Below are 26,318 nucleotides of genomic sequence, written 5' to 3' on the forward strand. Positions count from 1 at the left end.
AAAACCTTTTTTTGTCAATCATTTCTTCATAAGGAAAAGGTTAATTGTACTTGGATCCGGGTATTGTCTTGTAAGACGTTTTTGAAAGGGTGAGAATGATGTTTCATGCTGAACGTATTATCGTTGCGTTTGACGGAAGTGAAAACAGTAAGAGGGCGCTTCAGACAGCCATTGACCTTGCTAAAACCGTAAATGCCACCATTACCATCGCCCATTCACATGATGTGAAGGACACTCAGACCATCATCGACCCGCCAAGGCCTGAAGCGGGAGCAAGCTATATTGGCGGTGGCATGACGAATGTTCCTGATCCTCTTATATCAGATGTCGCACCAACTCAGCCAGTCATCTACGAAGACCGTACGGAAGAAGTCATCGCCGAAGCCAGAATGATGCTCAATGACCAGCAGGCCGATGGAGATATTGATATAGTAGAAGGCGATGCGGCAGAGTCCATTATTGAGCATGCAAACCGCATTTCCGCCGATTTGATCGTAACCGGAAGCAGAGACCAAAACAAGCTGAAAAAGTTATTATTTGGAAGTGTGAGCGAAAAACTTTCAGCGAAATCAGATATACCCGTCCTGATTGTAAAGTGAGCACGCCCTGTGCTCACTTTTTTAAATTCAAAATTGTGAAAAAACATAGATTTTCGTTTTTTTCTGTTATAATGCTTTCGTGCCCAAAAGCACAAAAGCATTAAAGATCATATGGGGTGTTATTTTGGATTCTCAAAAAAAGCTGACGTTTCCGTTAGCCGTCGGTTTATTTATATTGATGTTAGGCATTATTATTTCTTGCTTGTTTTTGCTTCATATAGAACCGCATATCCCGCTGTTTCTATGTGTTATTACCCTTTCAGCAGCCGGTTTATGGTGCGGGTTCCCTTGGAAGACCCTAGAAAAAGGAATGGCCGATGGGATCAAGAACGGCGTACAGCCGATTATCGTTCTGGCGCTGATCGGTATCTTAATCGGCGCTTGGATGTACAGCGGCGCCATACCGTCCGTGACAGTTTATGTCCTGTCCTTTATTGAACCCAGCCATCTTCTTTTGACTGCTTTGTTTTCCTGCATGATCATCAGCACGCTTGTCGGCTCAAGCCTGACAACTGTGAGCACGATTGGAGTCGCACTGATCGGCGTGGCGAGCGCGGCCGGTGTTCCGCTTGAATGGGTGGCAGGTGCGGTCATATGCGGCGCATGCTTCGGTGATAAAATGTCGCCGATGTCGGATACAACCAATTTTGCCGCCGGTATAGGCGAAATACCGATTTTTGAACACATTCGCCATATGATGGGCACTACTATTCCGGCTTTGCTTATCACCGTCGTGCTGTTTTACTTTCTCGGTTTATCAGTATCCGCGGACACTGCTTCTACCGATGATATTCAACATGTCATAACCGGAATCAAGGATGCTGCGAATGTGACGCCATGGGCGCTTCTTTCACCGCTCTTAGTCGTTTTGCTGGCGGTTAAGCGTGTCCCCGTCATTCCCGTTCTGACTGCCGGAATTATTTCCTCGGGAATGTTAACGGCTATATTTGTCCCTGACAGCAGCATACAAGGGTTTATGACAGCTTTGCAACATGGCACGGCGTTCGAAACTGACAATGAGGCTGCCGCTAAAATCATCAACAGAGGCGGACTGCAATCCATGATGGGCTCAGTTTCGCTCATTATCATCGCTTTTGCACTCGGCGGATTGATGGAGAAAATCGGATTGATTTCCGCGCTGTTGGAGGGTGTCATGAAAGGCATCCGCTCAAAAGGCCAGCTGATTGCGGCAACTGTCTGTTCAAGCATCGGCGTCAATTTGGCAACCGGTGAACAATATTTATCGATACTAATACCGGGACAATCATTTAAAACCTTATACGACAAACAAAACATCCAGCGAAAATTTCTTTCCAGATCCTTAGAGGACGGCGGGACATTAATGAATCCGTTGATCCCTTGGGGCGTATGCGGAGCCTTTATGGCAAGCGCGCTTGGCGTTCCCGTCATAGACTATATCCCGTTTGCATTCTTCCTTTATATATCTCCGATGCTCTCAATTCTGGTTGGATTTATTAAAAAATAAAAAGAGCCCAGCTTGCAAAAAGCGGGCTCTTTTTTATGCTTCATTCCGGAATGATCTCTGCCTGCTGAATGCTTTCTTGAAAAGCAGCCTGAAGCTGTTTTGTCACCGGTCCGGGTATGCCGCTTCCGACCGATTCTCCATCGAGCGCCACAACCGGAATGATCTCTGCCGTCGTTGATGAAATAAAGATCTCTTCCGCCTGTTTCAGTTCTTCCTCACTGACAGGCGTCTCATCAAACTTGATGCCGTTCTTTTCAATCAGCCCTAAAATATTCATCCGTGTAATGCCATTAAGAATGAGCCTGTTAGCCGGATGCGTTCGCACCGTCCCGTTGATAACGGCGTAAACGTTAGAGGATGTACCTTCCGTAACAACACCGTCTCTAATTAAAATGGCCTCAAATGCTCCCGCTTCATAGGCCTTTTGCTTCGTCATGACATTATACAGTAAATTCAGACTTTTAATGTCACATCTCAGCCAGCGAAGATCCTCATCTGTAATGGCTGCCACTCCGTATGCCTGTTCTTGCTGGGGTTTTTTCACAGAAAATGTGTAAGCAGTCGTCTGCGGCTCAAGTCCAGCTTCATACTGATGCTTTCGCGGCGCCACACCTCTTGTCGTCTGAATGTATACCGCTCCCTCACTGACCGCATTCTCCTGTACAAGCTTTTGCAGGTCCCACTCGAGGTCTTCTCTACTAAACGGCAATGATATTCCAATTTCAGCCGCACTTCTGAAAAAACGCTCAGCATGCTCACGCAAGCCGAACAAAACTCCTTTGTACACCCTGATAACCTCATAGATCCCATCGCCAAACTGATAACCGCGATCTTCCAAATCGATCGAAGCTTCGCTGCGCCCAACCAGCTGGCCATTGACTAAAACCTTCATAAAAGCACTCCCTTTGCGAGATTTCCCTGGTGTTTTTCAAGCTGCCATTGTCACTTATTCTACCATATTGGATGAGCTGAAAAACAGAAAGATCAAGAGATCTATAGCGGGAAGGCGTTTAATTTTTCCTTAAAATCTGACATTTCGACAATTTTTCTATGTTCTTTCCATTTTTGTTCCTGTATACTTGATTGGTAATACATAGGTTGTAAACATATGGCATCTTTCTAAACTGCCTGTTGTACAGCGATATGTAGAGATTTTATGCCAACGGAGAGATTGTTATGCGACAAACGAGAGGAGACACTTCTCCATCTGCAGTTTCGCTTGCTTTTAAATTTGCAAGTTTAGCAGTTTTATGTGTACTGCTTTTGATGATGGTGATGTTGGGTTATTCCAACAGCTCAACGAAATCAAAGGAAGTCACTGTCACAACAAACGGCCAGCTTCGCAATGAGAAGGAAAGCTTGAAGCTGAAAAGCGACTCCCCCGATCTGCTGATCAAACATCTGCAGACGAAACAGAACATGGGAGACAAAACGGTTTACCTAACCTTCGATGACGGCCCGTCAGCCTATACAAACCGCTTGCTCGACGTACTGAAACAAGCTGATGTCAAAGCGACATTTTTTATGCTGTCACCGCGGATGATTGAATTCAAACAAGCTGTGAAAAGGTCGGAGAAGGAAGGCCATGCACTCGGTTTACACGGCGTCACCCATAATAACAAATTATTCTATCAAACACCGACATCTCCGTTAAAGGAAATGCAGGCGGCGCGTGATACGCTGCAAGACATTACAGGATATAAAACCGATCTTGTCAGAACGCCATACGGCAGCAAGCCGTCACTGACCGCCTCACAAGTCCGCAATCTTGAGAAAGGCGGTTTTGTGTACTGGGATTGGACCATTGACAGCATGGACTGGAAATACCGGAATTCAAAATATGTGACGGCCGTACTACAGCAGCTGGAGAATATGGAACATAGCCATTCAAGCAGGCCATATGTCATTCTCATGCATGATCTTCCGGCTACTGTGAACGCGCTGCCGGCATTAATCCATAAGCTAAAAGAAAAAGGCTATTCCTTTGGAGTGTTAGAGGACACAATGGTTCCTGTTCACGAATAAAAAAGTGAGGCGCGATTATGCGGCCTCACTTTTTTATTCCCAAACTTCGGGCAAACTCTCCAATTTTTTTATGAATGACCATGTCAAACAAGCTGTCGCAATACGTCGGCTCTAGGTTAATAATGACTTTCTTCATGCCGGGAATCCGGCTTGCGTCCTCAGGCACAAACCTTGCCGGAGCGACTTCGAGAGACGTGCCGATGACCAATAAAAGATCTGCTTGATCCAGCTTTTCATAAAGGGTCTCAAAGTGCAAGACGGCATCGCCAAAGAGAACCACATCGGTTTTTAATACCGTTCCGCAAATCCCACCATCTTTTCCGGCCGCCGTACACTCCGGCACCTCCCGCTCTAGCAAATGAGGCAACTCATACTGTGCGCCGCATGCCGGGCAGGCTCCTGTCTGAATAGAACCATGCAATTCGTACACATGTCTGCTTCCGGCTTTTTTATGAAGTCCATCAATGTTTTGCGTAAAGATATCGACCTGCTTCCCTTGCTTCTCCAGCTCAGCTAAAAGCAAGTGCCCTTCATTCGGTTCAAAGCTGCCGCTCATTTTCATCTGGAACAATTCTTTAAATTTGGGCCAAAACAGACGCGGGTGGCTCAAAAAATACTCAAGGCTCATCGCTTCCATTCTTGAGGCATCCTCCGTCCAAATCCCCCCTGCTGAACGAAAGTCGGGAATTCCTGATTCAGTGCTCATTCCAGCTCCGGTCAGCACGACAATTCGCTGTGCTTCATTTAGAATATGTTTGAATGCTTCCAACTCAACACCGCCTTTTTCTCTTATTTTACCACGAAAAAAACTCCGCCTCTGTCAGACGAAGTCTTTCCCTTTTTAAGCCCGTTCCTTTTCTTCTTTACTACCATTCACTTGGAACGGATCATTTTGATGTTTTTGCTTTACAAAAACCATTTGGCCGGGATATGCGAACTCGACGCCTTCTGCGGCGAGGATTTCAATGATTTTATAGTTAATATCCTCTCTAACATCGAGGTTTTCAGCCCAAACCGCTGTTTTTGTATAGAAGTTGAAAAATAAATTGTAGTAGCTGTCGGCAAACGTATCAAAGTTGACCATGATCGTTTCATTATCAACGCCCTCATGTTCTAAAAGCATGGTTCTGAGAGAACGAATGGAGCGATCGAGGTTCTCAATCGGCGTTGCGTAAGACACATGGATGGAAAACGTGATCTGGCGTTTGGTCATTCTTGTCCAGTTCGTGATCGCTTCCATCGACAGCGTAGAGTTCGGCACCGTTACAAGCGCCCCCTGTGCGGTTCTGAATCTCGTGCTTCTGAAGGTAATATCCTCTACTGAGCCCGTTACCGTCGACGTCTCCACCCAGTCACCGATGGTAAACGGCTTTTCGGTAATAATAATGATTCCGCCGAAGAAGTTGCTGATGGTATCCTTCGCTGCAAGCGCAAAAGCAAGTCCGCCAAGTCCGAGGCCTGCCACAAATCCATTGACATCATAATTGAATTCCTGAGCGATCACACTGACACTGAGCGCAATGATGACAAAACGAAGCAATTTGGACAAAAACGGCGCCAGAATGTCATCCATGTCCAGCTCGAAGCGCTGATTCACCTTATGGAAGATAAACGACGACGCTGCGGTCAAATTACAAAGCCCCCAGCACAAAAGCGCCACAATCAGTGAGCGGTATATGTTGCTGATGAGAGGCATTTGTTCGTCTAAAAACGGTGAATACCGGATCGCTAAAAACAGCCCTAATGCCACAAAAAACCATCTGGCCGGCTTTTCAAATGCCACAACCACCTGTTTGAAAATTTCTGTTTTCCGCCGATTCGTGAGATTAAAAAGCAACTGAAAGAAATATCTTGTAAACAGTTTTCTAAGTATAAGAAACACCAGCAAAATCGCTAAGCTGATGCCGATTTGTATCATTTTATCGAGTGTGAAGTATTGCTGCAGATCATCTAGCATAAGAGTCTCCCTTCTATTTAAATCAAATGTTTATTATACTAAAAGATTCGTAAAGATGCTCATCTAAATGTCTATTTTTCAGCACAAAACCCCGGCATTCCGCCGGGGTCATTTCTCAAATGATCTATTCAGCCAGATTCAATAGGGACAGTCACTTACTTTTTTTCGTTTGTGTCTGATCAAGGAGAGTTGCTTTTTGCATTTCAGCGTCCGTTTCGGCTTTAATTCTTTCCTCCACTCTGATTCTCCCTTTTCCCATGATCTCGCCTCCTTTTTTGCTATTATAAAGTAACAGAGTGTTTTGTGAAGATGTCGAAAGCCCCAAATTCTTGACGAAAAAGGTTCTGATACGCTGAGTGTCTTTTTTTTAGTTATACGCGATTTCCAGCCCGGACCATTCCGATATGGCAGAAAAAATTCACCAGTTTGTATCGCCGCGCATATATGGATTTGATACAATAACAGAAATGCCCATATGAGGAGCTGACTTAGCGTGTACACCATTGCCCACCGCGGAGCATCAGGTTACGCTCCGGAAAATACGTTTGCCGCATTTGACCTCGCGGCGGAAATGAATGCAGATATGATCGAACTGGATGTCCAGCTTACAAAAGACAGGCAGATTGTTGTGATACACGATGACAGGGTTGACCGAACAACAAACGGATCGGGTTTTGTTAAGGATTTTACATTGGAGGAATTGAGAAAGCTAGATGCAGGGAGCTGGTACGGCCCCGCTTTTCAGGGAGAGCGCATTCCAACCTTGGAAGAGGTCCTCAAGCGCTATCACAAAAAAATCGGCCTACTAATTGAATTAAAAGGCCATCCATCTCAAATCGGAATTGAAAAAGAAGCGGGACAGCTGTTACGGCAATTTTCTTTTTCTGTCGATAATATTGTTCAATCCTTTCAGTTCCGCTCCGTCCAGAGGTTCCGTGAGCTTTATCCATCATTTCCGACAGCAGTTATTACAAGGCCCAACTTTGGCATGCTGCCCAGAAATCAGCTGAAGGCCTGCCAATCTATCGCAAACTATGTCAATATTAAATACACAAGACTCAATCGTCTGATGATCGCTTCTGCCCATAAACATGGCTTAAAAGTATTTGCATGGACTGTTAAAAACCAAAAAACAGCAGCGAAATTACAAGCCATGGGCGTGGACGGTATCGTAACAGACTACCCGGATTTCATCAAAAAGGATGGCAAATATGAAAATGTATAGCGCGGTTTTTATCGGAGGCGCGCTTGGCGCCCTTCTCCGGTACGGAATAAACATGTGGATACAGACCGATCAGTTCCCGGCAGCAACCTGGCTCGAAAACGCGGCAGGCAGCCTTCTATTAGGCATTCTGACCGGTTTTTTTATGATCAGGGCAAAACGGCCTCTGCTGTCGGCTTTTATAGGCACTGGCTTTTGCGGCGGCTTTACAACAATGTCCACATTTTCTAAAGAAACGGTGATGCTTTTACAAGCACAATCCTCACTGGCTATTTTGTATGCGGCGGTATCATTGACAGCAGGAATCGTTCTTGCGCTGATCGGCGTACTGGCGGGACGGCGCATAGCCGGCAACCAGCAAAGAAAGGAGATGCGGGAAAATTGACACTGGCGGGTATTTTGATAGCGGGCGGCCTTGGCGCGATGCTGCGCTTTTGGCTTGGCAATGTCGTCACCGCCAAAACCAAAGGTCTTAGCCTGCCCATTGGCATACTAACAATTAATATTCTGGGAGCTCTTGGGCTGGGAATGTTTACAGGGCTTCACATCGCCCATGATTCGGCCTCCCTCATCATGGGCACGGGATTTTTCGGCGCCTTTACAACCTTTTCCACTTTCAGCGTTGAAAGTGTGCAGCTCCTGCTGGCCAAACGCGTTATGGAAAGCATCCTGTACATCACCCTAACGCTTTGCGGGTCAATGTTGGCGTTTTGGTGCGGCTGGACAATTGCAACGTAAAAAAACCTTGAGCTTATTTCTCGCTCAAGGTCGCACTGTTCAGCATCACAGGCTCGGGCAGCGGCAGCGTGTGGTGCGCCGTAACCCCGGTTGTGCTGCCGGCTTCTTCTTTTATCTCAATTTGTTTGATTAATCGGCCGTCCATCTTCAGCACTCTTATTGTATAGGAACCGATGCGGATGGATTCACCGGTCTCAATATCGATGTTTTCTTTCAATATCAGCCCGCCGATCGTATCGACGTCTTCTTGAATCGATGCGCCGAGAAGGCTGTTCACCTCATCAATCCGAACCTTACCGTCCATGACATAATGGCACTCGCCAAGGTTTTGGATCAGCGGCTGTTCATCCTCATCAAATTCATCTCGGATCTCGCCGACAATTTCTTCAAGAATATCCTCTGTGGTCACAAGCCCCGAGGTTCCTCCGTATTCATCCGACAATATGGCCATATGAATGCGTTCACGCTGCATTTTAATCAGCAAGTCATGAACCGGGATGGTTTCAATCACTTCGATTACAGGCCGTACATACGGATGGATCGTCATCTTCATTCGTTCCTCTTCTGTCATAAACAGCAAATCAGAAAACAAATGCTTCGTATTGACCAAACCGATGACACTGTCTTTGTCCCCATCTGTAACAGGCCAGCGCGTGTATTTTTCCTTCAGCATGGCTTCAAGCATCTCTGCCATCGTCATCTCTGTTGACACAGCGGCTATTTCCTTCCGCGGTATCATAATTTCTTTGGCGATCCGATTATCAAATTCAAAAATCTTATTTACATATTTATATTCAGACGGATTAATCTCTCCGTTTTTCAAACTCTCAGACAACAGCATTCTGAGTTCTTCCTCAGAATGGGAACCATCATGCTCTGACGCAGGCTTTAAACCGAACATGCCGCATAAAAGCCGCGCAGACCCATTGAGGATCCAAATAAACGGAAACAGGAGCAAATAAAATAAACGCAATGGACCCGCTATCAGCAAGGTCAGCTGCTCTGCCTTTTGAATCGCGACCGTTTTCGGGGCCAGTTCGCCCACAACAACGTGCAAGAACGTGATCATGCCGTACGCAACCGCAAAAGAGGCCGCATGAGAAACCGATTCCGGCAGGCCGAGCGGTTCAAACAATGGATGCAGCAGCCGTTCAAATGCCGGCTCCCCCAGCACGCCGAGTCCGATTGATGTCAATGTAATGCCCAGCTGGGATGCGGATAAATATTCATCCAAATCTGTAATGACACGCTTTGCGAGTATCGCCCGTTTGTTTCCTTCCGTGATAAGCTGATCAATTCTGGATCTCCTTACTCTAACAATTGCAAACTCGCTTGCAACGAAAAACGCGGTTAAAGCAATGAGCACACCAATTAAAATCAGACTGTCAATATCGTCCATTTAACCTTATCCTCTCATAAAAGGATAAGGAGTCACCTCCTGATATAATCATTTTTCCTTAACATTGAGGTACGCGGTGTATTGTTGCCTAAGCAGAGGGCCCCATCATACCACCTCCAAGTCAAAGTTTGATTATAAATTGTATATTTTATTGTAACACAACTCATTCCAAAAATGATTTTTAATTTTTAGACTTTTACTGCAGGTGCAGGCTTTCATCGCAGGCACAGCCTGTCATCATGTTGTGAATATGAAAACAGAAAACAGCATTCAAAGCCGTTTTCGTTTAAGCAAAATCTTTATATAAGGAAACGAAAATGTCCCGTGAGTTTTTGATCTGCTCGATCGGCACACTGAAGGATAAACGGAAGTGCCCTTTTATTCCAAACCCGCTGCTGGGCACGATTAGTAATTTGTATTTTTGAGCGGCATGCACACAAAATGCAACTTCGTCTTCTATTGGCGATTTAGGAAAAACGAAGAAACCGCCCTTCGGCATTTCGAATTCAAAACCGGCTTCCTTCAAAATGCCAACCATTAAATCCCTGCGCGCTTTATAAGTGCTAGCGTCTACCCTAACATCATCCATTCTTGCCACAGCCCGCTGCATCATGACTGGCGCATTCACAAACCCAAGTGTGCGATTACAATACACAAAAGCGTTGATCAAAAGGCCAGAATCAGGCATCTTGCTGTCCAAACCAATATACCCGAGCCGCTCCCCCGCTATGCCGAGATCCTTACTGAATGAGCTCGCCAAAATCACACGGTGGTACGATTGAAACGGATTTGCAAGCTCTGCATCATAGATTAATTGACTATATGGTTCATCAAAGAGCACATAAATCGTTTGGCCGTTCTTCCCTTCTATTTCTTTTAATAAAGCACCTAAATCATCTATATTTTTCTGGCTGAGTACAGTTCCTGTCGGGTTATGAGGTGTATTGAGGATCAGCCCTTTCGTCTTGGGGGTGATCGATTGCCTGACCGCTTCTATATCAATTTCAAATCTGGGCGTTAATGGGCAGCTGACAGCCTTTCCCCCATAGTTCTCAATATACAATTTATACTCGGCAAAATAAGGCGCGAGAATAATAACCTCTTCCCCCGGATTTACAATGCTTTTTAACGCGACATTCAAGGCGCCGCCCGCGCCCACCGTCATGACGACGCGTTCCGCCGCGAACTCCGCTTCAAAACGGGACCCCAGAAATTGCGCGACTTTCTCTCTCGCTGCCGGAAGCCCTTGGTTTTGTATGTATCCATGATTGCCTTTTTCAACTTCTTCTCGCAACGCTCTCTTAAAAGCTTCAGGCGGTTCCACAATCGGGTTGCCAAGCGAAAAATCAAAGACCTGATCATCCCCGAACTCTTTCTTCAGTCTTGCACCTTCATCAAACAGCTTGCGAATCCATGACCCTTTATGTAAGTTTTCTTCAATTTCCCGGGATAACCCAGCCAATTTCATCTGTCCCTTCCACGTGAAAAGTTTTGAAAATTCTTTCTTTACATGTTACTTCAATAAAATGAAGAATTCCACAACTTCCAGTGCTAATCTAGGGAAAAACAATAAACTTGTGCAAAACACCGTTCATATATTAAACTATTCTCATAACTATAACGTGATGGTTGGGAGGGATATAGATGGGGCTGAGACTTATCGCATCAGTGAACTAGCAAAACTTGCGGGAGTAACGAAACGAACAGTTGATTATTATACAAATATCGGTCTGCTTACGCCGGCCAGATCCTTTTCAAATTACCGTTACTACGATGAAAACGCACTCAAACGACTCATATTTATTGTAGATTGCAAGAAGCAGCGATTGGCCCTGTCCGATATTAAAGATCGACTGGAGAACCAGTTTCCCTCTTCAGCTAAACTTGATGATGAAATTGGTAAACTGGCATTGGAAATTGATCATATGAATCAAAATATCTCCGGAATCTTGCATCGGTTTGAACGGCTGAAGCCCGAGGATCGTGACAAGCTGAAGAACAAGCTCCCACCCGAAAAGCTCGCCGTGTTCCAATCATTTATGCTGCTGTTACGTTAAAACCATTTTATCTAACAGGAGGTGTTACCTTCATTCTCAATGCTAGAGTGAAGGTTCTAATTGGACATAGTGAATTTGATTTTAGTTGCTGTTTTAATCGCCCTGACGGCATTTTTCGTGGCATCTGAGTTTGCCATTATCAGAATCAGAGGCTCACGAATCGATCAGCTGATCGCGGAAGGAAATAAAGCAGCAATAGCCGCAAAAAAAGTGACCACGCATCTTGATGAATATTTATCTGCGTGTCAACTCGGAATTACATTGACTTCCATTGGATTAGGGGTTTTAGGCGAGTCCACAATTGAAAGGCTGCTTCACCCGCTTTTCGTACAATTGAATGTGCCAGGTTCCCTTTCACATGTCATATCGTTTATTTTTGCGTATGCCATTATCACGTTCCTGCACGTTGTTGTCGGAGAACTCGCGCCTAAGACAGTCGCCATCCAAAAGGCGGAAGCAGTGTCTATGCTGTTTGCGAAACCGCTGATTTGGTTTTACCGCATTATGTTCCCGTTCATTTGGCTTTTGAACAATTCCGCACGGTTATTGACAAAAGCATTTGGCCTGGAAACTGTTTCAGAAAATGAACTGGCTCACTCTGAAGAAGAGTTGCGAATCATACTGTCTGAAAGCTATAAAAGCGGTGAAATTAACCAGTCAGAGTTTAAATATGTGAATAAAATCTTTGAATTTGACGACAGGCTCGCGAAAGAAATTATGATTCCGCGGACTGAAATTGTCAGTCTTCCGCATGATATCAAGATTTCTGAAATGATGGACATCATTCAGATTGAAAAATATACCCGCTACCCTGTAGAAGAGGGCGATAAGGATAACATTATCGGGGTCATTAATATTAAGGAAGTGCTGACCGCCTGCATCAGCGGCGAGGTATCTGTTGATTCCACCATTTCTCAATTCGTCAACCCGATCATTCATGTCATTGAATCCGCGCCGATCCAAGATCTGCTTGTCAAAATGCAAAAAGACAGGGTCCACATGGCCATCCTGTCCGATGAATACGGCGGGACTGCCGGACTCGTGACGGTTGAAGACATCATCGAAGAGATCGTCGGCGAAATCCGCGACGAATTTGATATTGATGAAATTAACGAAATCCGTAAAATCGGCGAAGGCCATTATATTCTTGACGGAAAAGTGTTAATCGACCAAGTAAACGACCTGCTCGGCATTCATTTAGAGAACGAAGAAGTCGATACGATCGGCGGCTGGTTCCTTACCCAAAAATACGATGTTGAAAAAGATGATTCTATCATCGAAGAAGGCTGCGAATTCATTATTAATGAAATTGACGGCCACCACGTCGCTTATATTGAAGTCAAAAAGCTTGCGGCAGAAGAGCTGGTTGAAGCTGGAGAATCGAAAGAGGCTTAATTTGTAAAGACACCTTTTATGGAGGTGTCTTTTTTATTATGCTTTGTTTTCCCCTTCCCATTCTTCATCAACAAAAACTGCTGCTAATAAAACGGTAATCCTCGGGAAGTCTAATCAAGGGGCTCGATCTTATTTACAACAAGAAAAAGGAGTGAAAACATGAAAGTAGTGGTAACTGGAGCAGCAGGGAAAATAGGGCGGTGGGCCGTCAGAACATTATTGGAGGCCGGCCACGATGTGACAGCATCAGATAGAGTATTAGCAGAGGAATCAGCATCAAAAACATTTATCCAGGCCGATTTGCGGGATTACGGCCAAGTATGCCAGCTTATTATGGGCTGTGACGCTGTAGTCCACCTCGGGAATATTCCGACCGATGTCAGAAATCCCTCCCAGGCGATATTTGAAAATAATATGCTTGTCAACTTCAATATTCTGGAGGCTTGCAAAGATTTTAAAGTGCGTAAGCTTGTATGGGCTTCGAGCGAGACGGTGCTGGGATATCCGTTTGTGCCGAAAGAGCTCAGTTACCTTCCTGTAGACGAAGAGCATCCAACCATTGTCAAGTCGTCTTATGCAATGGCAAAGCGCCTGACCGAGATCCTTTCAGATATGTTTTCAAAGCTGATGAATACACAAATTGTCACCCTCCGCTTTGCAAATATATATGAACCTGATGAGTATGAAAAAATTCCTGGCATGCATTGGAACGAAAAGCAAAAGGATATTCAAAAGAAAAATGCATGGGCATATTGCGATGTGAGAGATGCGGCGCACGCTTGCTTGCTTGCAATCGAAAAAAACAATATCGGCAATGAGGTCTTCCACATTACGGCGCCGGATACCATCATGAAAGAACCGAGTGAAGACTTGGTAAAACGGTTTTTCCCGGAAGTCTCTTTAAAGCGGGATGTAAAAGGATATGAAACACTAATGGCAATCGATAAAGCGAAAAAGATCCTAGGATATGAACCCCGTTATACATGGCGGTCTGTATTAAACAATGACGGCTCACTTAAAGCGCTGCCAGAGGATCAGCTTTCATTATCCAAAATCTAAAACAAAAAGCAGCAGATAGTCAATGAACTTCTGCTGCTTTTTGTATATCATAATCTTCTACATCAATGTCTACATCCATTCTGAGAGCCAGCTTCGCCAACTGCTGCCCCATATAAGGCCCCATTGTCAAACCAGACGATCCAAGGCCATTTGCGGCTATGATCCCGTCCCAGCCGGGAAGAGGTCCGATCACAGGCACGTCCCCCGGTGTAAAAGGGCGCAAACCGACTCTTGCCTCTTGAAAGGTGCTGTTTGCTAAACCAGGGGCCATTTCCAATCCTTTGTTCAACAATTCCTGCAGCCCGCCGGCCGTGATCCGTACATCATGCCCTTCTATATCTTCCCGAGTCGCTCCGATGGCCATTCTCTTGTCAGCATAAGCTAACAGATATTCCTTAGAAGGCGGCATAATAGCAGGCCAGCTGTCCATATGGTTTGCGTCCGGAATCTGAACGTATATGATCTGCGCTTTTTGCACACTCACTTTAAAGCGAATGCCTAAAGGCGCCAGTAATTGGTCTGCCCATACGCCGGCACAAACAATCACCTCGTCAGCAGCATAACTTTCATCGCCAACGGTTACGCCTGTCACTCGTTTCGCATGATATTGAAGCTTGGCATCACCTGTTAAAACAACGGCTCCCATTCTTTGAGCAGCACGCAATAATGCATCTCTCAGCATCTCGCCATCCACTCGGGCGGCTCCGCTTATATGAATGGAATGGTACCGTTTAGCCAGCAAGGGAAACATGCCGGCGGTCTGGATTTCAGAAAGAAAAGAAATGTCTCCGATTTCCGGGGCGTATTGTTTCCGCTCTTGCACCCGTTTTTCAATCTTTTCAATCTTTTCTTTCTCGTGATGAATACTAAGAGCACCAACAGGAGCATAACCTGTTTCTATCTCGCCTTCTTTTCTAAGCCCCTCTATGAAACCGGGGTAAAAGTGCGCTCCTGCCTTTGCCAGCTTGTACCACGCCGGATTTTGCCTCGGTGACAGCCATGGACAAATAATGCCTTTCGCTGCATGGGTGGCCCGTCCCTTATCCTTTCGGTCTATCACAAGCACCTCGGCCCCCATTTTGGCTAATTGATATGCTGTTGACGCTCCTAGAATTCCAGCGCCTACTACGATCATTTTCATCTTTTTCTGTAACCTTTCCCAATAATCAATTCCTTATGTAGTATAGCTAAGCCAAGGAACTTATAAACAATAGGGAAGTCGCGAATTTAGCACTGATGGATTATAGCTGCTCCAGCTTGTTTTCAAGCTCTTTAATACTGTTATTTAAAGCCTCTGTCATGGCTGCAAGTCTTTCCTTTGAGGGCAGATGGGCAAAATCAGCCTGCTGTAGGGGTTCACCGATAATGAGCTTCATTTTGCCTTTTTTGAATAATTCCTTTCCGCTTGAAGGCCCTTTATATGCAGCGGGAACAAGCGGCGCTTTCCCCATTTGCGCAATTGTCACCGCGCCTCTTTTTAAAGGCACGTCCTCAGAAGTTCGTGTTCCGCTCGGGAAAATACCGACGATCTCCCCTTCTTTCAGCAGCTTAATCGGTGTTTTAATGCTGCTTGGCCCGGGATTTTCACGATCTACCGGAAAAGCATGAATTTTCTTCAAAAACGAACCGATCCATTTATGTTGAAAAAGCTCTTTTTTCGCCATGTAGTGTATTTGATAAGGAAGAATCCCGACTCCGAGTGTGATCACATCAACCCAGCCGGAGTGTGTACACGCGATGACAAAACCTGAATCGGCCGGAAGGTTTTCTTTGTTATACACCTTCACTCCTCCGCGAAGAGAAAGAATAACTTTTAAAGCATTTGCACAAAACTTATACATATCGCACTTCCTTTGTCGTATTCATGATTCTTTCTGCTATCTATTATAACAACATTTTTTATTACCTGGTACTAATTTTTAAGATTTCCTCCTTGTAAACGCAAAAAGCTGAGGATTCACCCTCAGCTTTTGTTATATTTCCTCCCTGGTCGGCGGTGCCATAAACTCCGGCCCGACCGGGTCTGATATCGTATGTTTCAATATGGCATTGATGTCTTTATGATCTTCACTTGTCAGCGTCCAGTCTGTCATCTCTGATACCGCTTCAAGCTGCTCAGGTTTTCTTGCCCCCCAAAGAGTGATATCCGCTCCCGGCTGATCTAAGATCCATCTAACGGCTAAGTGAATCACTGATTTTCCATAATGCGCCTTGGCCAGCTCATCCAATTGATGAACAGCAGAAAGATATTCTTTAAAACGGGGATGCTGGAATTTCGGATCATGATTTCGGAGATCATCGCCCTCAAACGTGTAATCTTTTGTCATTTTACCTGTGAGCAGCCCTCTGCATAAACTGCCGTATAATAACGTTGTGATTTGTTTATCTTTCACATATGGCAGAACATTTTCTTCAATTTCTCTTTCAAACAGATTATATGGAGGCTGAATGGCATGAAGCGGCGCAATGGCGCGAAATGTATCCATTTGTTCAATTGAAAAGTTACTGACACCAATCGCCCGGATTTTGCCGGCGTCATATAGTTCCTTCATGACTTCCGCCGTTTCTTCAATTGGCACAAGCGGGTCTGGCCAATGCACCTGATAAAGATCAATATAATCTGTTTGAAGCCGCTTCAAAGAAGCCTCGACTTCCTCAATGATTCTCGCTCTGTTCGCATGGCGGAAGAGCTGGTTGTTTTTCCAGTCGAGAGCCGTTTTCGTTGCGACAATCACCTGATCTCTTTTGCCGTGCTCCTTGATCGCCTTCCCTACAATTTCCTCGGACTGCCCGAAGCCATAGGCCGGAGCGGTGTCAATCAGTGTGATCCCCTGCTCAAGAGCGGCGCGGATGGTTTTGATCGATTGTTTTTCGTCAGTGCCTCCCCACATGGTTCCGCCAATCGCCCATGTGCCTAGGCCGATTCTAGAGGCTTTTATGCCGGTGTCTGCTATACTGGTATATTCCATTGTGCCACTCCTTCACTTTTTCACTCTCTTTTCCCCGCTGGCAAACATGTTAAACATTTCTCGGCACTATCATTTGCGGCCATTTTTAGGTACTATATAGGAATGGTGTTTGATGAGGTATAAAAAAGCCGTTTGCATGTAATGTGCAACTTTAAACCTTTCTTATGCGTGTATAACATAGAGGGGAGAAAAGGCAGTGACGATCGATGAAATTTACCAAATGTACATGAATGATGTTTACAGGTTCCTGCTCTCCATGACGAAAGACAAGCATCTTGCCGAGGACTTGCTGCAGGAAACCTTTATGCGGGCATACATACACATTCACTCCTATGATCACAGCAAAGTAAAGCCCTGGCTTTTTCAAGTGGCGCGAAACGCCTTCATTGATTACGTCAGAAAGCATAAGAAGGAAGTAACCATTTCTGATGACCTAATCGGAAGCCTCTTTCAAAATGCTGTCCAGAGCCCTGCCCATCAGGTAGAGATAAAAGAAGTGCTGACTGGTTATATGTCCGAGCTCCCCGATAATTATCGGGAGGCCTTAACGCTATATTATTTAAAAGAGTTAAATTACAAAGAAGCATCCCATATTATGAATATTTCAGAGGCGAATTTTAAAAGTGTTTTATTTCGTGCCAGACAGCGGCTGAAAGCACTTTATAATAGAGGTGTTAATGATGAATGAAGAATTTAAAAAGCGTTTTGATCAATATAAAAATGGGGAAATGAGCGACCAGGAAATGACCGCATTTGAGGAAGAATTAGAGAAGCTCGAAGTATATCAGGAACTGATTGACAGCGAGCTAAAGGACGATAACGATTGGGATGTCAGCATCAGTCCAGAAAAACAAAAAGCGATTTTAGCCTATGGGAAACGCAAGTCTTATTTACGAATTTCTGTGCTTGCCGTTATTTCGACCTTGATGATTTTGCCGCTTTGCACGCTAGGAAGCTACCTCTATTACGGAATGGGAGGAAAACAAAGCACCGGCAATGAGTTTATGGAAACCGCCGCAGTCACTGTAGCCCTGACCATGCCGAATGTTCTAGTCGATACATCCGGGCTGAAAAGCCAAGTGAAGCTGTTTGGCATGAACACCGAATTCCCGCTGCAAAAGCAAATCGGCACGAACACGGTTGCAGTGGGGAATGAACGGGTTGAAATGTTTTATAATAAAGTGAAAGCGCCGGCCGTTAATTACTACGACCTAGAAGTGCATTCAACCGGCCATTACTTTACACACCCATCAAACGCGTCTGAACAATCAACCGCAAAAGCAGACCAAACGTTAAAGATATTACCCGAAGGAACGGTATCCGAGGTCTACCTTTCCTATGACCGTGCATACCCGACAAAAGAAGTGTATAACAAATTCAAAGGCTATGATGTGAGCTTTTTATGGAACGCAATCGAAACTGAGAAAAACACAAATGAGACCGTATACGCAGAGCCGCTTGGCTATCCTGGGAAGGACTCAAAGTTTTTGGCTGCCCTTAATACAAAAGGCAGTTCCAATGGCGATCAGTTTATCAGCGCCTTGAAATTTATGTCCAAGCACGAAAAATGGGCGCAGGTTATATCAAAACGAAAAGACCTGAATGTGGATAACCGATTGGATTATGTCGAGAAAAACGGTGTTCATGTATACGGTTCGGTCGTAACAGGGCCAACGAAGGAAATCCAGCGCATGCTGAAAAACAAGTCTGTAAAATCAGCGAATGTCGGCGAGGTGGAATTATGGAACTGGTAAGAATTTTTAAAGAACACAATGTATTCGGCTGGATCTCTGTCGGGACAGCGATTCTGTCCCTGCTCTTGCTGAATTTGGCGATTATCAGCAACGTCACATTTTATTCCTATCAAATGCTTCCGTTCGCTATGGCCGCCGTTCCGTTTGGCGTGATCGAACTCTTCATCAAGAGGGGGCGCACAGGCCCCGGCCTGCTTGGCGTCATCCTCAATCTTTTTGTGATCATTTGTGTGTATACCATTGTATCTGTAGATACCAATTTACAGTTTGGCTTTTAAAAGAAAGACGCCTGAAGGGGCGTCTTTCAGATTGTTGACAAAGTCATAAAACGGTTTTCGTTTTATGACTTTGTCATCTTTTCAGCGTGATTGAAAACCCTTGAAGTCTAGGAAGGACGAGCATTGGAGCACAGCGAATGTAGCAATTCGTGAGCACCAACGCACAGGACTGACAACGAATGCGAGGGTTTGTCGACACGCTGAAAGACGCCTGAAGGGGCGTCTTTTTTGGATTACACCGTCTTTCGAAACAGGTAGCTTTCTATCGTAAAACCCATTTTGCCTGTATAAAACCGGTGTGCGTCTTTACGGTGAAGGCCAGATGAAAGGCTGACAAAGCCAAGTCCGGCTTTTCTCGCCCAGTCTGCGGCATAATCTAAAAGCAATTTGCCGTATCCCTTTGACCGGCAAGGCGCGGTAGTTACTAGATCTGCAATCCATAAATACTCCCCTTTATGAATGGAAACCCTCGGCACCGCTCCGCACAGCGCCCTGATTGCTGTCCCTTCATATAAGGCAAACAGCATATACGATTCTTTCTGCACACAGGCTTCAAGCCTTTGTAAATACGTCTCTTTATCAAGATTTGTTCTCAATTCACTCATGACTGAATATGCCTCGGCCCATTCTTCTTTTGTGGTTAATTGTTTCATATGAATCATCTTCTCAATCCCCTTTCCTTTCGTTACAATGATCATAGCGAATAAATGGCACTTCCCAAATAGCCAATATCAGAAAAAATGACCATGCCAGATATAAAGGAGACTCGAGATGGATATCACGCCGTTTCTTGATAAAAAAAGCAAAACACCACTGTATGAGCAGCTTTATACCTTTTTCAAACAAGAAATTTCACATGCGCGGATAACGAAGGGAACAAAGCTTCCGTCAAAACGCATGCTCTCCGGCTTGCTCGGTGTCAGTACAGCAACAATCGAACGTGCTTATGAGCAATTAACTGCTGAGGGCTATGTCAAAAGCAAACCGAAAATCGGTTGGTTCGCGGCGGGCGTAGAAGCAGACTTTCCAGCGGCTCCTGACCATGTTCAGCAGTCTGTGCAACATGTCTTACATGTAAAGAACGCCCCTGCCATTGACTTTCATCAAGGCAATGTTGATCCGGCCCACTTCCCCTTTAACGCATGGAGAAAAAGCATAGTAAAAAGTCTGGACCGCTATGCCGGCCACACCTCCGGAGACCCTCAAGGAGAGCCCGAACTCAGGCGCATGATTGCCCGTTTCGTCAGGCTGTCACGGGGCGTTAATTGCGATCCCGGCCAGATCATGATTGGCGCGGGAACAACTGTGCTTCTGCAGATTCTGTGCCTTACGCTAAAGCCCGGAACAAAAATCGGTTTTGAGGAACCGGGCTTTCACCGGTCAAGAAGAATGTTTGAAGCAAATCGCATGAATGTCATTCCGATTTATTCTGATGAAGAAGGCGTCCTGCCAGATGAGCTTAAAGCGAAACATCCCTATCTCGTGTATACAACCCCCTCGCATCAGTTTCCACTCGGAGGCATTATGACGATAACCCGAAGACAGGAACTGCTCACTTGGGCAAAGGAAGCAAATTCGTTCATTATTGAGGATGATTACGATGGAGAATTTCGCTACAGCGGCCAGCCTATTCCGTCTTTGCAGGGTCTTGATCCGAATGGCAGAGTCATCTATCTCGGCACTTTTTCAAAGTCACTGCTTCCTTCCTTGCGGCTCAGCTACATGATTTTGCCTCCTCTACTCATGGAATCGGTCAGAAAAAACGCTCACTTAATGAAGCAAACGGTCTCTTCCCACTCTCAAATGGCACTGGCAGACTTCATCGAGAGCGGAGAATGGCAAAAGCATATAAACAGAATGAGAGCTCTCTACCGAAAAAAACACGCTGTCCTATTAGAGGCCATACGGTCTGAACTAGGGAACAGCGTTGAGGTTCTCGGAAAAAACTCCGGGCTTCATATCCTGCTGCGGCTTTTGTTTCCGGCAAGTGAAGAAGAAGCGATTAAGGCTGCTGTCGATAACGGCGTGTCCGTCTATCCCGTATCGCCCTCTTATATAGGGCGTCCTCCAAATGTTTCTGTTTTAATCGGTTATGGCGGATTGTCAGAAGAGGACATCTGGCTTGGTATCCAAAAGCTGAAAACGGCGTGGACACCGCTGATCTCAGCTTGTTAAGCAAAACAGGCCCCGGGAACGGAGCCTGTTTTGTTAAAATGATAAAATACCGATTAAATTTAAGAATACAATAATAATGGCCAACGGCACGATAAAACGAAGCAAATAAAACCATGTGTAAAAGAATGCTTTACCTGCATTCGATCCGTTTCTCATTTCTGCCAAGAGCTCGCGCTTCGAAATTTTGAGCGGAATAAAAAGCGAAATGAACAGAGCGCCTAATGGCATCAGTACATTGCTGACAGTAAAATCGGCAATATCAAAAAACGTTTTACCGAATAGGCTTACATCGCTCAATACCCCATAAGATAAGCAGCAAGGGATTCCGACCAAGAAGATCAATAGCCCGCTCGTCCACGACAGTTTTTTTCTCTTCTTCTCGTCCCCTTTTCCGATTGTGGCGACAATAATTTCAACCATCGAAAACGCTGAGGTCAAGGCTGCAAATAAAAACGCAACGAGAAAGCCGATAAAAAACAACGTGCCGAACGGAAGCTGTTCAAAAACGGCTGGAAGCACTGTAAACAGCAATGTCGGCCCTTCATTTGGCTGAAAACCGAATGAGAAAACCGCCGGAAAAATGGCCAAACCCGCCATGAGTGTCACAATGATATTCATCACGACAATGGAGGCTGCCGAACGCGGGATGTTTTGCGTTTTCGGCAAGTAGGAGCTGTAAGTCACCATCACCGAAACCCCCAGTGTTAACGTAAAGAAGGCCTGTCCCAGCGCGAATAATATGGATTCCGGAGTCAAATTGCCGAAATGCGGCACAAGCAAAAATTTCACGCCCTCCATCGCACCATTAAGCGTGAGAGACCGAAGAACGAGCAGAATAAATAATAAAAACAAAATCGGCATGATCACCGCGCTGACCCGCTCAATCCCTTTTTGAACCCCTCTGGCGACAACCATAACAGTCAGCACCATAAAGACAAACTGAGCCGCGAGCGTCTGTACCGGATTTTGGATAATAGAGGCAAACAGGGTTCCAAACTGCGCTTGAGATAGCCCGGTAAGTGAACCAGATGCTGTTTTCACGATATACAGCAAAATCCAACCTCCGATTACACTGTAAAACGACAGCACTAAGAAACAGGCGGCTACGCCGATCCACCCCGTGAGAAACCAAGCTGTTCGCGGCGCTTCTTTTTTATATGCATCAATGGCATTCGTCTGGTTCCGTCTTCCAAATATAAACTCTCCCACTAAAAGCGGATAGCCTAAGAGGATGGTAAATAACACAAAGATAAGAAAAAAGGCGCCTCCTCCATTGGTCCCTGCTACATAAGGGAACTTCCAAATCGCGCCCAAGCCGATGGCCGAGCCGGCGGCAGCCATGACGAAACCGATTTTCGAAGCCCATTGGACTGGTTTTTGCTCAGACAATAAACGTCACTTCCTTTCCAGCCTATATTATCTCTTATTTTTGTTTTCATTTCTATAGATTCATTTGCCAATAACAGAAAAGAGAGCGCATCCTGTTTGACCGCTCTCTTGATTACTTTCTTATTGGTTTAATTTTGAATGCTTTCTTGAATACAAGAAATAGATTGCCAAGCCGATTAACAGCCACACAAGAAAGCGGACAATCGTCACCCATCCAAGATTTAAGATTAAGAACATGCAGAACACAATCGCCAGGCCTGGAATCACCGGAACCCCCGGACATGTAAAGGCTCTCGGAAGATCAGGCTGTTTCTTTCTTAATACGATCACCGCCACAGAAATGAGCACAAATGCTGACAGCGTCCCGATGTTTACCAGTTTTGCAAGTTCATCAAGCGGAACAAGTGAGCCGAGGAGCGCCGACAGCGTTCCGAAAAACCAAGTGGCGACATAAGGTGTTTTGTGCTTTGGATGCACCTTAGAGAGTGAGCCCGGCACCAGTCCGTCACGCGACATGGCAAACATGACACGTGTCTGTCCGTAAAGCATGACAAGCATGACCGTTGTCATGCCCAAAACGGCGCCAATATCAATGATGCCTGCCACCCAGTTTTGCCCGGCGCTTTGAAGAACCAGGGAAACCGGATGATCCACGCCCGCAAACTGGGCAAACGGGATAACCCCTGTCATGATCGCTGATACGGTGACATATAAAATTGTGCAAACCAACAAAGAGAAAATAATGCCTTTAGGCAGATCCTTCGCAGGATTTTTTGTCTCTTCCGCAGCAGAGGAGACAGCGTCAAATCCGATAAAAGCAAAAAATACGAGCGCCGCCGCACTGAATACGCCGCCAAAGCCCATTGGCATAAACGGCTGCCAGTTATGCGGCTTCACGTAAACGGCTGCCACCGCGATAAACAGCAGAACGACCAGCACTTTCAAGATGACCATGATGTTGTTGACTCTTTTTGATTCTTTGATGCCTAAATAAAGCAAAAACGTTATCGCCATCACAATCACGAATGCAGGCAGATTAAAGATGGTGAATGTGCCCTCCACCGCCCCCGGTGCCGCTGTTAAAGCAACCGGTAGATGAATGCCGATCCCTGACAAAAATGATTGGAAATAACCGGACCAGCCGACTGACACCGCGCTAACCGCCAGCATGTACTCTAAAATTAAATCCCATCCGATAATAAAGGCCATAAGCTCTCCCAATGTCGCATACGTGAATGTATAAACCGAACCTGAAACAGGCACACTTGAAGCAAATTCTGCGTAAGACAGGGCAGCGAATAAACAGGCAAGCGCCGCCACAACAAATGAAATGGTCAGCCCGGGACCCGCCGTGACTGCTCCTGTTCCCGTCAGCACAAAAATCCCTGTGCCAATAATCGCGCCGATCCCAAGCAATGTTAAATCGAATGCCCCTAATTCTCTTTTTAAAGATTTTTCACCGCCCGTCGCAGCGATTAAATCTTGAATGCTTTTCTTTCGAAATACGCTCCCTTTCATTCCCCTTCACCCCTAGACTGATGATCTATTTATATATTTATTTGAATTTTCTGAATTAATGAGTGACAATGACCTATTTTCTTTTTTTCCACCCTATTTGTACCGGTGAGCGAATCATTCCTTTCTCCTACACAATATTATATATAAAATCACAAAAATGAAAACAGAATTGTCAGAAATATAGACAATTTTTTATCTTGAAATATCTCCTCACATAAAAAAACCAGCTATTATGCTGGTTTTTCGTTAATCATGATGAAATAAAACGCCCGCCATTCACATGAATGGTCTGCCCTGTCATATAGGAAGATTCGTCAGACGCCAGCAGGACATAGGCGCCCGCATGCTCAACCGGCTGACCCGGTCTTCCCATTGGGGTATCCAAGCCGTGCTGTTTCACTTTTTCCTCAGGGAATGTCGCCGGAATAAGAGGTGTCCAAATCGGACCGGGCGCCACCGCATTCACTCTGATGCCTTTATCCACAAGCGACATCGCCATGGACCGCGTAAAGGAGACAATCGCACCCTTTGTGCTGGAATAGTCAATTAACGCCGTATCCCCTTCATAAGCGGTAATTGATGTTGTATTAATGACGGCACTCCCCTCTTTCAGGTGAGGCAAAGCTTTCTTCGTCATATGAAACATAGAAAAGATGTTTGTACGAAATGTCTTTTCCAACTGTTCTGTTGAAATATTGAGAATGCTGTCCTGCGGATGCTGTTCAGCGGCGTTGTTCACCAAGATATCAAGTTTGCCAAAATGGTCTACGGTTTGCTGCACAGCTTGTTCACAATGTTTCTCATCCCCGACATCTCCCGGGATCAGCAGGCAGCGGACATTTTCCTTTTCGATCCGTTTACGCGTTTCCTCTGCGTCCGAATGCTCATCTAAGTAAAGAATCGAGACATCGGCCCCTTCTTTAGCAAACGCAATAGCTGCTGCTCTCCCTATTCCGCTGTCGCCTCCAGTGATGATGGCGACTTTCCCTTTCAGTTTTCCGCTACCTTGATAGTCTTCGTCTTCTGACAAAGGCAACGGATTCATTTCTGACTCTATGCCCGGCTGTCTGTCCTGATGCTGCGGTTCTTGTCCTTCTGTTTGTCTATCCATTGGGTTCATATTCATCACTCCTAGACATGTGTTTGATACTGAACGTTACCACGTCATAGAAGCAAATAAACGGCAAAAGGTGTTATGAAAGAACTTCTTCAGGAATGGCGCCTGTATATTTCGCCGATGGGCGGAAAATCATGTTGTTTTCTGCCTGTTCCAGCACATGGGCGCACCACCCTACCATTCGGCTTGCTGAAAAGGTTGGTGTAAACAATTCATCATCAAAATCGATCGCCTTCATCACAGCCGCCGCATAAAACTCAACATTTGTGTACAGCTTGCGTCCCGGTTTGTAGATGTCAAGCAAACGAATTGCTTCTGCTTCCACATGCAGCGCAAGATCAAGATCGCGGTCATGGCCGGCCACCTCTTCTGCTTTTTGTCTCAAAGCTTCTGCCCGCGGGTCCTTCGTCTTGTACACCCTGTGGCCGAATCCCATCAGGCGCTCTCCATTTTCGAGTTTTTCCTTCAGATATGCTTCAGCATGTTCTTTTTCTCCAATGTCTTCAAGCATTTTTGTCACCGCAGAAGGGGCGCCTCCGTGGAGCGGGCCTTTCATCGTGCCAAGAGCGGCAGTAACGGCTGACACTAAATCACTCTCTGTAGATAATGTGACACGTGCCGAAAAAGTGGATGCGTTCATGCCGTGCTCCATGGCCAGAATCATATATGTTTCAAGCGCTTTCTTTTTTGCCTTTGAAGGCTGTTCACCTGTGAGCATATAATAGTAGTTTTCGACATGTCCGTACTCGGAAGATGGCGCAATGGCTTGTTCACCGCGCGCCCATCGTTTTCTATATGCAATGATTGAAGGCGTGATGGCAATCAGCCGGATAGCTTCTTCTATTCTAGGATAGAACGTGTACGTATTTTCCCCCAGTGCTGAAACAACCGTCCGCAGCACCGACATGTCGTTCATGTTGTTTGGCAGTGACTGAATCAAACGCTCGATGTGTTCCGGCAGATGCCGCACAGCAGCCAGCTGATCTTCAAATGTCTGTAATTCTTCCGATACAGGAAGCTTTCCAAATAAGATCAAATAAGCGGCTTCTTCAAAGCTGTGATTCAGTGCGATGTCTTTGGCATGATGGCCTCTGTAAATCAGGCGGCCTTTTTCACCGTCAATATGGCTGATCGCTGTTTCCACACATGTAATTCCCTTTAATCCGTAATGTACCATTTGT

Annotated in this window: 27 protein-coding genes; 13 read left to right on the forward strand and 14 right to left on the reverse strand. The window is 45.5% G+C overall.

The genetic code is table 11. The features are described from left to right. Positions 1–98 precede the first annotated feature (98 nt). Complete coding sequence (locus tag BV11031_RS13245) at positions 99–599, forward strand: universal stress protein (RefSeq protein WP_010329220.1); 501 nt, start codon at positions 99–101, stop codon at positions 597–599. Between the two features lie 124 nt (positions 600–723). Continuing rightward, positions 724–2,085 carry a Na+/H+ antiporter NhaC gene (gene nhaC, locus BV11031_RS13250; RefSeq protein ID WP_010329219.1) on the forward strand — a complete coding sequence of 454 codons (1,362 nt, stop codon included), beginning with the start codon at positions 724–726 and terminating at the stop codon, positions 2,083–2,085. A 40-nt stretch (positions 2,086–2,125) separates the two neighbouring features. Here nhaC and dat read toward each other — a convergent pair whose 3' ends face one another. Continuing rightward, on the reverse strand, positions 2,126–2,977 hold the full coding sequence (dat, locus tag BV11031_RS13255) for a D-amino-acid transaminase (RefSeq protein WP_010329218.1): 852 nt from the start codon (positions 2,975–2,977) through the stop codon (positions 2,126–2,128). Between the two features lie 284 nt (positions 2,978–3,261). Between dat and BV11031_RS13260 the strand changes: the two genes are divergently transcribed. Further along, positions 3,262–4,110, forward strand: coding sequence for a polysaccharide deacetylase family protein (locus tag BV11031_RS13260; protein ID WP_010329217.1), 849 nt, complete (start codon positions 3,262–3,264; stop codon positions 4,108–4,110). Between the two features lie 25 nt (positions 4,111–4,135). On the opposite strand, the gene BV11031_RS13265 is transcribed toward BV11031_RS13260, so the two are convergent. The 3 genes from BV11031_RS13265 to BV11031_RS13275 form a co-directional block, all read right to left on the reverse strand. Continuing rightward, positions 4,136–4,879 (reverse strand): NAD-dependent protein deacylase, encoded by a 744-nt coding sequence (locus tag BV11031_RS13265; RefSeq protein ID WP_010329216.1) that lies wholly within the window; start codon positions 4,877–4,879, stop codon positions 4,136–4,138. Between the two features lie 72 nt (positions 4,880–4,951). Next, positions 4,952–6,067 carry a mechanosensitive ion channel family protein gene (locus tag BV11031_RS13270; protein ID WP_010329214.1) on the reverse strand — a complete coding sequence of 372 codons (1,116 nt, stop codon included), beginning with the start codon at positions 6,065–6,067 and terminating at the stop codon, positions 4,952–4,954. A gap of 151 nt (positions 6,068–6,218) precedes the next feature. Further along, entirely contained in the window at positions 6,219–6,326 is a 108-nt protein-coding gene (locus BV11031_RS13275) for a YhdX family protein (RefSeq protein ID WP_003224203.1), read from the reverse strand. Positions 6,327–6,560: 234 nt separating this feature from the next. Between BV11031_RS13275 and BV11031_RS13280 the strand changes: the two genes are divergently transcribed. The 3 genes from BV11031_RS13280 to crcB are packed head-to-tail and all read left to right on the forward strand — an operon-like array spanning position 6,561 to position 8,027. After that, the gene (locus tag BV11031_RS13280) at positions 6,561–7,292 is read left to right on the forward strand and encodes a glycerophosphodiester phosphodiesterase (protein ID WP_010329213.1); all 732 of its coding nucleotides are present in this window, start codon (positions 6,561–6,563) and stop codon (positions 7,290–7,292) included. Beyond that, entirely contained in the window at positions 7,279–7,674 is a 396-nt protein-coding gene (locus BV11031_RS13285; protein ID WP_010329212.1) for a fluoride efflux transporter FluC, read from the forward strand. Before BV11031_RS13280 ends, BV11031_RS13285 begins: the two co-directional genes overlap by 14 nt. Further along, complete coding sequence (gene crcB, locus BV11031_RS13290) at positions 7,671–8,027, forward strand: fluoride efflux transporter CrcB (RefSeq protein ID WP_010329211.1); 357 nt, start codon at positions 7,671–7,673, stop codon at positions 8,025–8,027. Before BV11031_RS13285 ends, crcB begins: the two co-directional genes overlap by 4 nt. A 13-nt stretch (positions 8,028–8,040) precedes the next feature. Here the strand turns inward: crcB and BV11031_RS13295 are convergent, their stop codons facing one another. Further along, complete coding sequence (locus BV11031_RS13295; RefSeq protein ID WP_010329210.1) at positions 8,041–9,426, reverse strand: hemolysin family protein; 1,386 nt, start codon at positions 9,424–9,426, stop codon at positions 8,041–8,043. 286 nt (positions 9,427–9,712) lie between these two features. Then, on the reverse strand, positions 9,713–10,894 hold the full coding sequence (locus tag BV11031_RS13300) for a pyridoxal phosphate-dependent aminotransferase (RefSeq protein ID WP_010329209.1): 1,182 nt from the start codon (positions 10,892–10,894) through the stop codon (positions 9,713–9,715). A 157-nt stretch (positions 10,895–11,051) separates the two neighbouring features. On the opposite strand from BV11031_RS13300, the gene cueR reads away from it, so the two are divergent. The 3 genes from cueR (at position 11,052) to BV11031_RS13315 (ending at position 13,937) form a co-directional block, all read left to right on the forward strand. Next, the gene (gene cueR / locus BV11031_RS13305; protein ID WP_026014473.1) at positions 11,052–11,483 is read left to right on the forward strand and encodes a Cu(I)-responsive transcriptional regulator; all 432 of its coding nucleotides are present in this window, start codon (positions 11,052–11,054) and stop codon (positions 11,481–11,483) included. 60 nt (positions 11,484–11,543) lie between these two features. Then, positions 11,544–12,878 carry a hemolysin family protein gene (locus BV11031_RS13310; protein WP_010329207.1) on the forward strand — a complete coding sequence of 445 codons (1,335 nt, stop codon included), beginning with the start codon at positions 11,544–11,546 and terminating at the stop codon, positions 12,876–12,878. A gap of 159 nt (positions 12,879–13,037) precedes the next feature. Further along, entirely contained in the window at positions 13,038–13,937 is a 900-nt protein-coding gene (locus BV11031_RS13315) for an NAD-dependent epimerase/dehydratase family protein (RefSeq protein WP_010329206.1), read from the forward strand. A 19-nt stretch (positions 13,938–13,956) separates the two neighbouring features. Here the strand turns inward: BV11031_RS13315 and BV11031_RS13320 are convergent, their stop codons facing one another. The 3 genes from BV11031_RS13320 to BV11031_RS13330 form a co-directional block, all read right to left on the reverse strand. Continuing rightward, a complete protein-coding gene (locus BV11031_RS13320) occupies positions 13,957–15,078 on the reverse strand; it encodes an NAD(P)/FAD-dependent oxidoreductase (protein ID WP_010329205.1) in 1,122 nt (373 codons plus the stop codon). Positions 15,079–15,178: 100 nt separating this feature from the next. After that, on the reverse strand, positions 15,179–15,778 hold the full coding sequence (locus BV11031_RS13325) for a 1-acylglycerol-3-phosphate O-acyltransferase (protein ID WP_010329204.1): 600 nt from the start codon (positions 15,776–15,778) through the stop codon (positions 15,179–15,181). Between the two features lie 132 nt (positions 15,779–15,910). After that, a complete protein-coding gene (locus BV11031_RS13330) occupies positions 15,911–16,906 on the reverse strand; it encodes an aldo/keto reductase (protein WP_010329203.1) in 996 nt (331 codons plus the stop codon). A 196-nt stretch (positions 16,907–17,102) separates the two neighbouring features. On the opposite strand from BV11031_RS13330, the gene sigM reads away from it, so the two are divergent. Genes sigM through BV11031_RS13345 form a run of 3 tightly spaced genes read left to right on the forward strand, consistent with a single transcriptional unit; the run spans position 17,103 to position 18,938 of the window. After that, positions 17,103–17,594 (forward strand): RNA polymerase sigma factor SigM, encoded by a 492-nt coding sequence (gene sigM, locus BV11031_RS13335; RefSeq protein ID WP_003224177.1) that lies wholly within the window; start codon positions 17,103–17,105, stop codon positions 17,592–17,594. Further along, the gene (locus tag BV11031_RS13340) at positions 17,584–18,660 is read left to right on the forward strand and encodes an anti-sigma factor (RefSeq protein WP_082246323.1); all 1,077 of its coding nucleotides are present in this window, start codon (positions 17,584–17,586) and stop codon (positions 18,658–18,660) included. Before sigM ends, BV11031_RS13340 begins: the two co-directional genes overlap by 11 nt. Beyond that, on the forward strand, positions 18,648–18,938 hold the full coding sequence (locus BV11031_RS13345) for an anti-sigma-M factor (RefSeq protein WP_010329201.1): 291 nt from the start codon (positions 18,648–18,650) through the stop codon (positions 18,936–18,938). Before BV11031_RS13340 ends, BV11031_RS13345 begins: the two co-directional genes overlap by 13 nt. A 233-nt stretch (positions 18,939–19,171) precedes the next feature. Here BV11031_RS13345 and BV11031_RS13350 read toward each other — a convergent pair whose 3' ends face one another. Next, positions 19,172–19,600 (reverse strand): GNAT family N-acetyltransferase, encoded by a 429-nt coding sequence (locus tag BV11031_RS13350; RefSeq protein WP_026014472.1) that lies wholly within the window; start codon positions 19,598–19,600, stop codon positions 19,172–19,174. Between the two features lie 109 nt (positions 19,601–19,709). On the opposite strand from BV11031_RS13350, the gene pdxR reads away from it, so the two are divergent. Further along, positions 19,710–21,113 carry a MocR-like pyridoxine biosynthesis transcription factor PdxR gene (gene pdxR, locus BV11031_RS13355; protein ID WP_010329199.1) on the forward strand — a complete coding sequence of 468 codons (1,404 nt, stop codon included), beginning with the start codon at positions 19,710–19,712 and terminating at the stop codon, positions 21,111–21,113. A 33-nt stretch (positions 21,114–21,146) separates the two neighbouring features. Here pdxR and BV11031_RS13360 read toward each other — a convergent pair whose 3' ends face one another. From BV11031_RS13360 to citA, 4 genes are all read right to left on the reverse strand, one after another. After that, positions 21,147–22,502: a sodium-dependent transporter gene (locus tag BV11031_RS13360; protein WP_010329198.1), complete on the reverse strand. Its 1,356-nt coding sequence runs from the start codon at positions 22,500–22,502 to the stop codon at positions 21,147–21,149. A 120-nt stretch (positions 22,503–22,622) separates the two neighbouring features. Beyond that, positions 22,623–24,020 carry a branched-chain amino acid transporter BcaP gene (bcaP, locus tag BV11031_RS13365; RefSeq protein ID WP_010329197.1) on the reverse strand — a complete coding sequence of 466 codons (1,398 nt, stop codon included), beginning with the start codon at positions 24,018–24,020 and terminating at the stop codon, positions 22,623–22,625. 250 nt (positions 24,021–24,270) lie between these two features. Next, positions 24,271–25,140: an SDR family oxidoreductase gene (locus tag BV11031_RS13370; protein ID WP_010329196.1), complete on the reverse strand. Its 870-nt coding sequence runs from the start codon at positions 25,138–25,140 to the stop codon at positions 24,271–24,273. Positions 25,141–25,213: 73 nt separating this feature from the next. Then, entirely contained in the window at positions 25,214–26,314 is a 1,101-nt protein-coding gene (gene citA, locus BV11031_RS13375) for a citrate synthase CitA (protein ID WP_010329194.1), read from the reverse strand. Positions 26,315–26,318: the final 4 nt, after the last annotated feature.

It is taken from the genome of Bacillus vallismortis, from assembly GCF_004116955.1.
In the GTDB taxonomy this organism is placed as follows: domain Bacteria; phylum Bacillota; class Bacilli; order Bacillales; family Bacillaceae; genus Bacillus; species Bacillus vallismortis.

Excerpts from the sequence above, each read along its gene's own strand:
- BV11031_RS13370 (WP_010329196.1), bottom strand. The coding sequence starts at position 25,140 with ATGAACCCAATGGATAGACAAACAGAAGGACAAGAACCGCAGCATCAG.
- dat (WP_010329218.1), bottom strand. The coding sequence starts at position 2,977 with ATGAAGGTTTTAGTCAATGGCCAGCTGGTTGGGCGCAGCGAAGCTTCG.
- BV11031_RS13260 (WP_010329217.1), top strand. The coding sequence starts at position 3,262 with ATGCGACAAACGAGAGGAGACACTTCTCCATCTGCAGTTTCGCTTGCT.
- BV11031_RS13285 (WP_010329212.1), top strand. The coding sequence starts at position 7,279 with ATGAAAATGTATAGCGCGGTTTTTATCGGAGGCGCGCTTGGCGCCCTT.
- BV11031_RS13315 (WP_010329206.1), top strand. The coding sequence starts at position 13,038 with ATGAAAGTAGTGGTAACTGGAGCAGCAGGGAAAATAGGGCGGTGGGCC.
- BV11031_RS13350 (WP_026014472.1), bottom strand. The coding sequence starts at position 19,600 with ATGATTCATATGAAACAATTAACCACAAAAGAAGAATGGGCCGAGGCA.
- BV11031_RS13320 (WP_010329205.1), bottom strand. The coding sequence starts at position 15,078 with ATGAAAATGATCGTAGTAGGCGCTGGAATTCTAGGAGCGTCAACAGCA.
- BV11031_RS13245 (WP_010329220.1), top strand. The coding sequence starts at position 99 with ATGTTTCATGCTGAACGTATTATCGTTGCGTTTGACGGAAGTGAAAAC.
- BV11031_RS13270 (WP_010329214.1), bottom strand. The coding sequence starts at position 6,067 with ATGCTAGATGATCTGCAGCAATACTTCACACTCGATAAAATGATACAA.
- BV11031_RS13330 (WP_010329203.1), bottom strand. The coding sequence starts at position 16,906 with ATGGAATATACCAGTATAGCAGACACCGGCATAAAAGCCTCTAGAATC.
- pdxR (WP_010329199.1), top strand. The coding sequence starts at position 19,710 with ATGGATATCACGCCGTTTCTTGATAAAAAAAGCAAAACACCACTGTAT.
- BV11031_RS13345 (WP_010329201.1), top strand. The coding sequence starts at position 18,648 with ATGGAACTGGTAAGAATTTTTAAAGAACACAATGTATTCGGCTGGATC.
- BV11031_RS13300 (WP_010329209.1), bottom strand. The coding sequence starts at position 10,894 with ATGAAATTGGCTGGGTTATCCCGGGAAATTGAAGAAAACTTACATAAA.
- BV11031_RS13340 (WP_082246323.1), top strand. The coding sequence starts at position 17,584 with ATGATGAATGAAGAATTTAAAAAGCGTTTTGATCAATATAAAAATGGG.
- BV11031_RS13325 (WP_010329204.1), bottom strand. The coding sequence starts at position 15,778 with ATGTATAAGTTTTGTGCAAATGCTTTAAAAGTTATTCTTTCTCTTCGC.
- cueR (WP_026014473.1), top strand. The coding sequence starts at position 11,052 with ATGGTTGGGAGGGATATAGATGGGGCTGAGACTTATCGCATCAGTGAA.
- BV11031_RS13295 (WP_010329210.1), bottom strand. The coding sequence starts at position 9,426 with ATGGACGATATTGACAGTCTGATTTTAATTGGTGTGCTCATTGCTTTA.
- BV11031_RS13275 (WP_003224203.1), bottom strand. The coding sequence starts at position 6,326 with ATGGGAAAAGGGAGAATCAGAGTGGAGGAAAGAATTAAAGCCGAAACG.
- bcaP (WP_010329197.1), bottom strand. The coding sequence starts at position 24,020 with ATGAAAGGGAGCGTATTTCGAAAGAAAAGCATTCAAGATTTAATCGCT.
- citA (WP_010329194.1), bottom strand. The coding sequence starts at position 26,314 with ATGGTACATTACGGATTAAAGGGAATTACATGTGTGGAAACAGCGATC.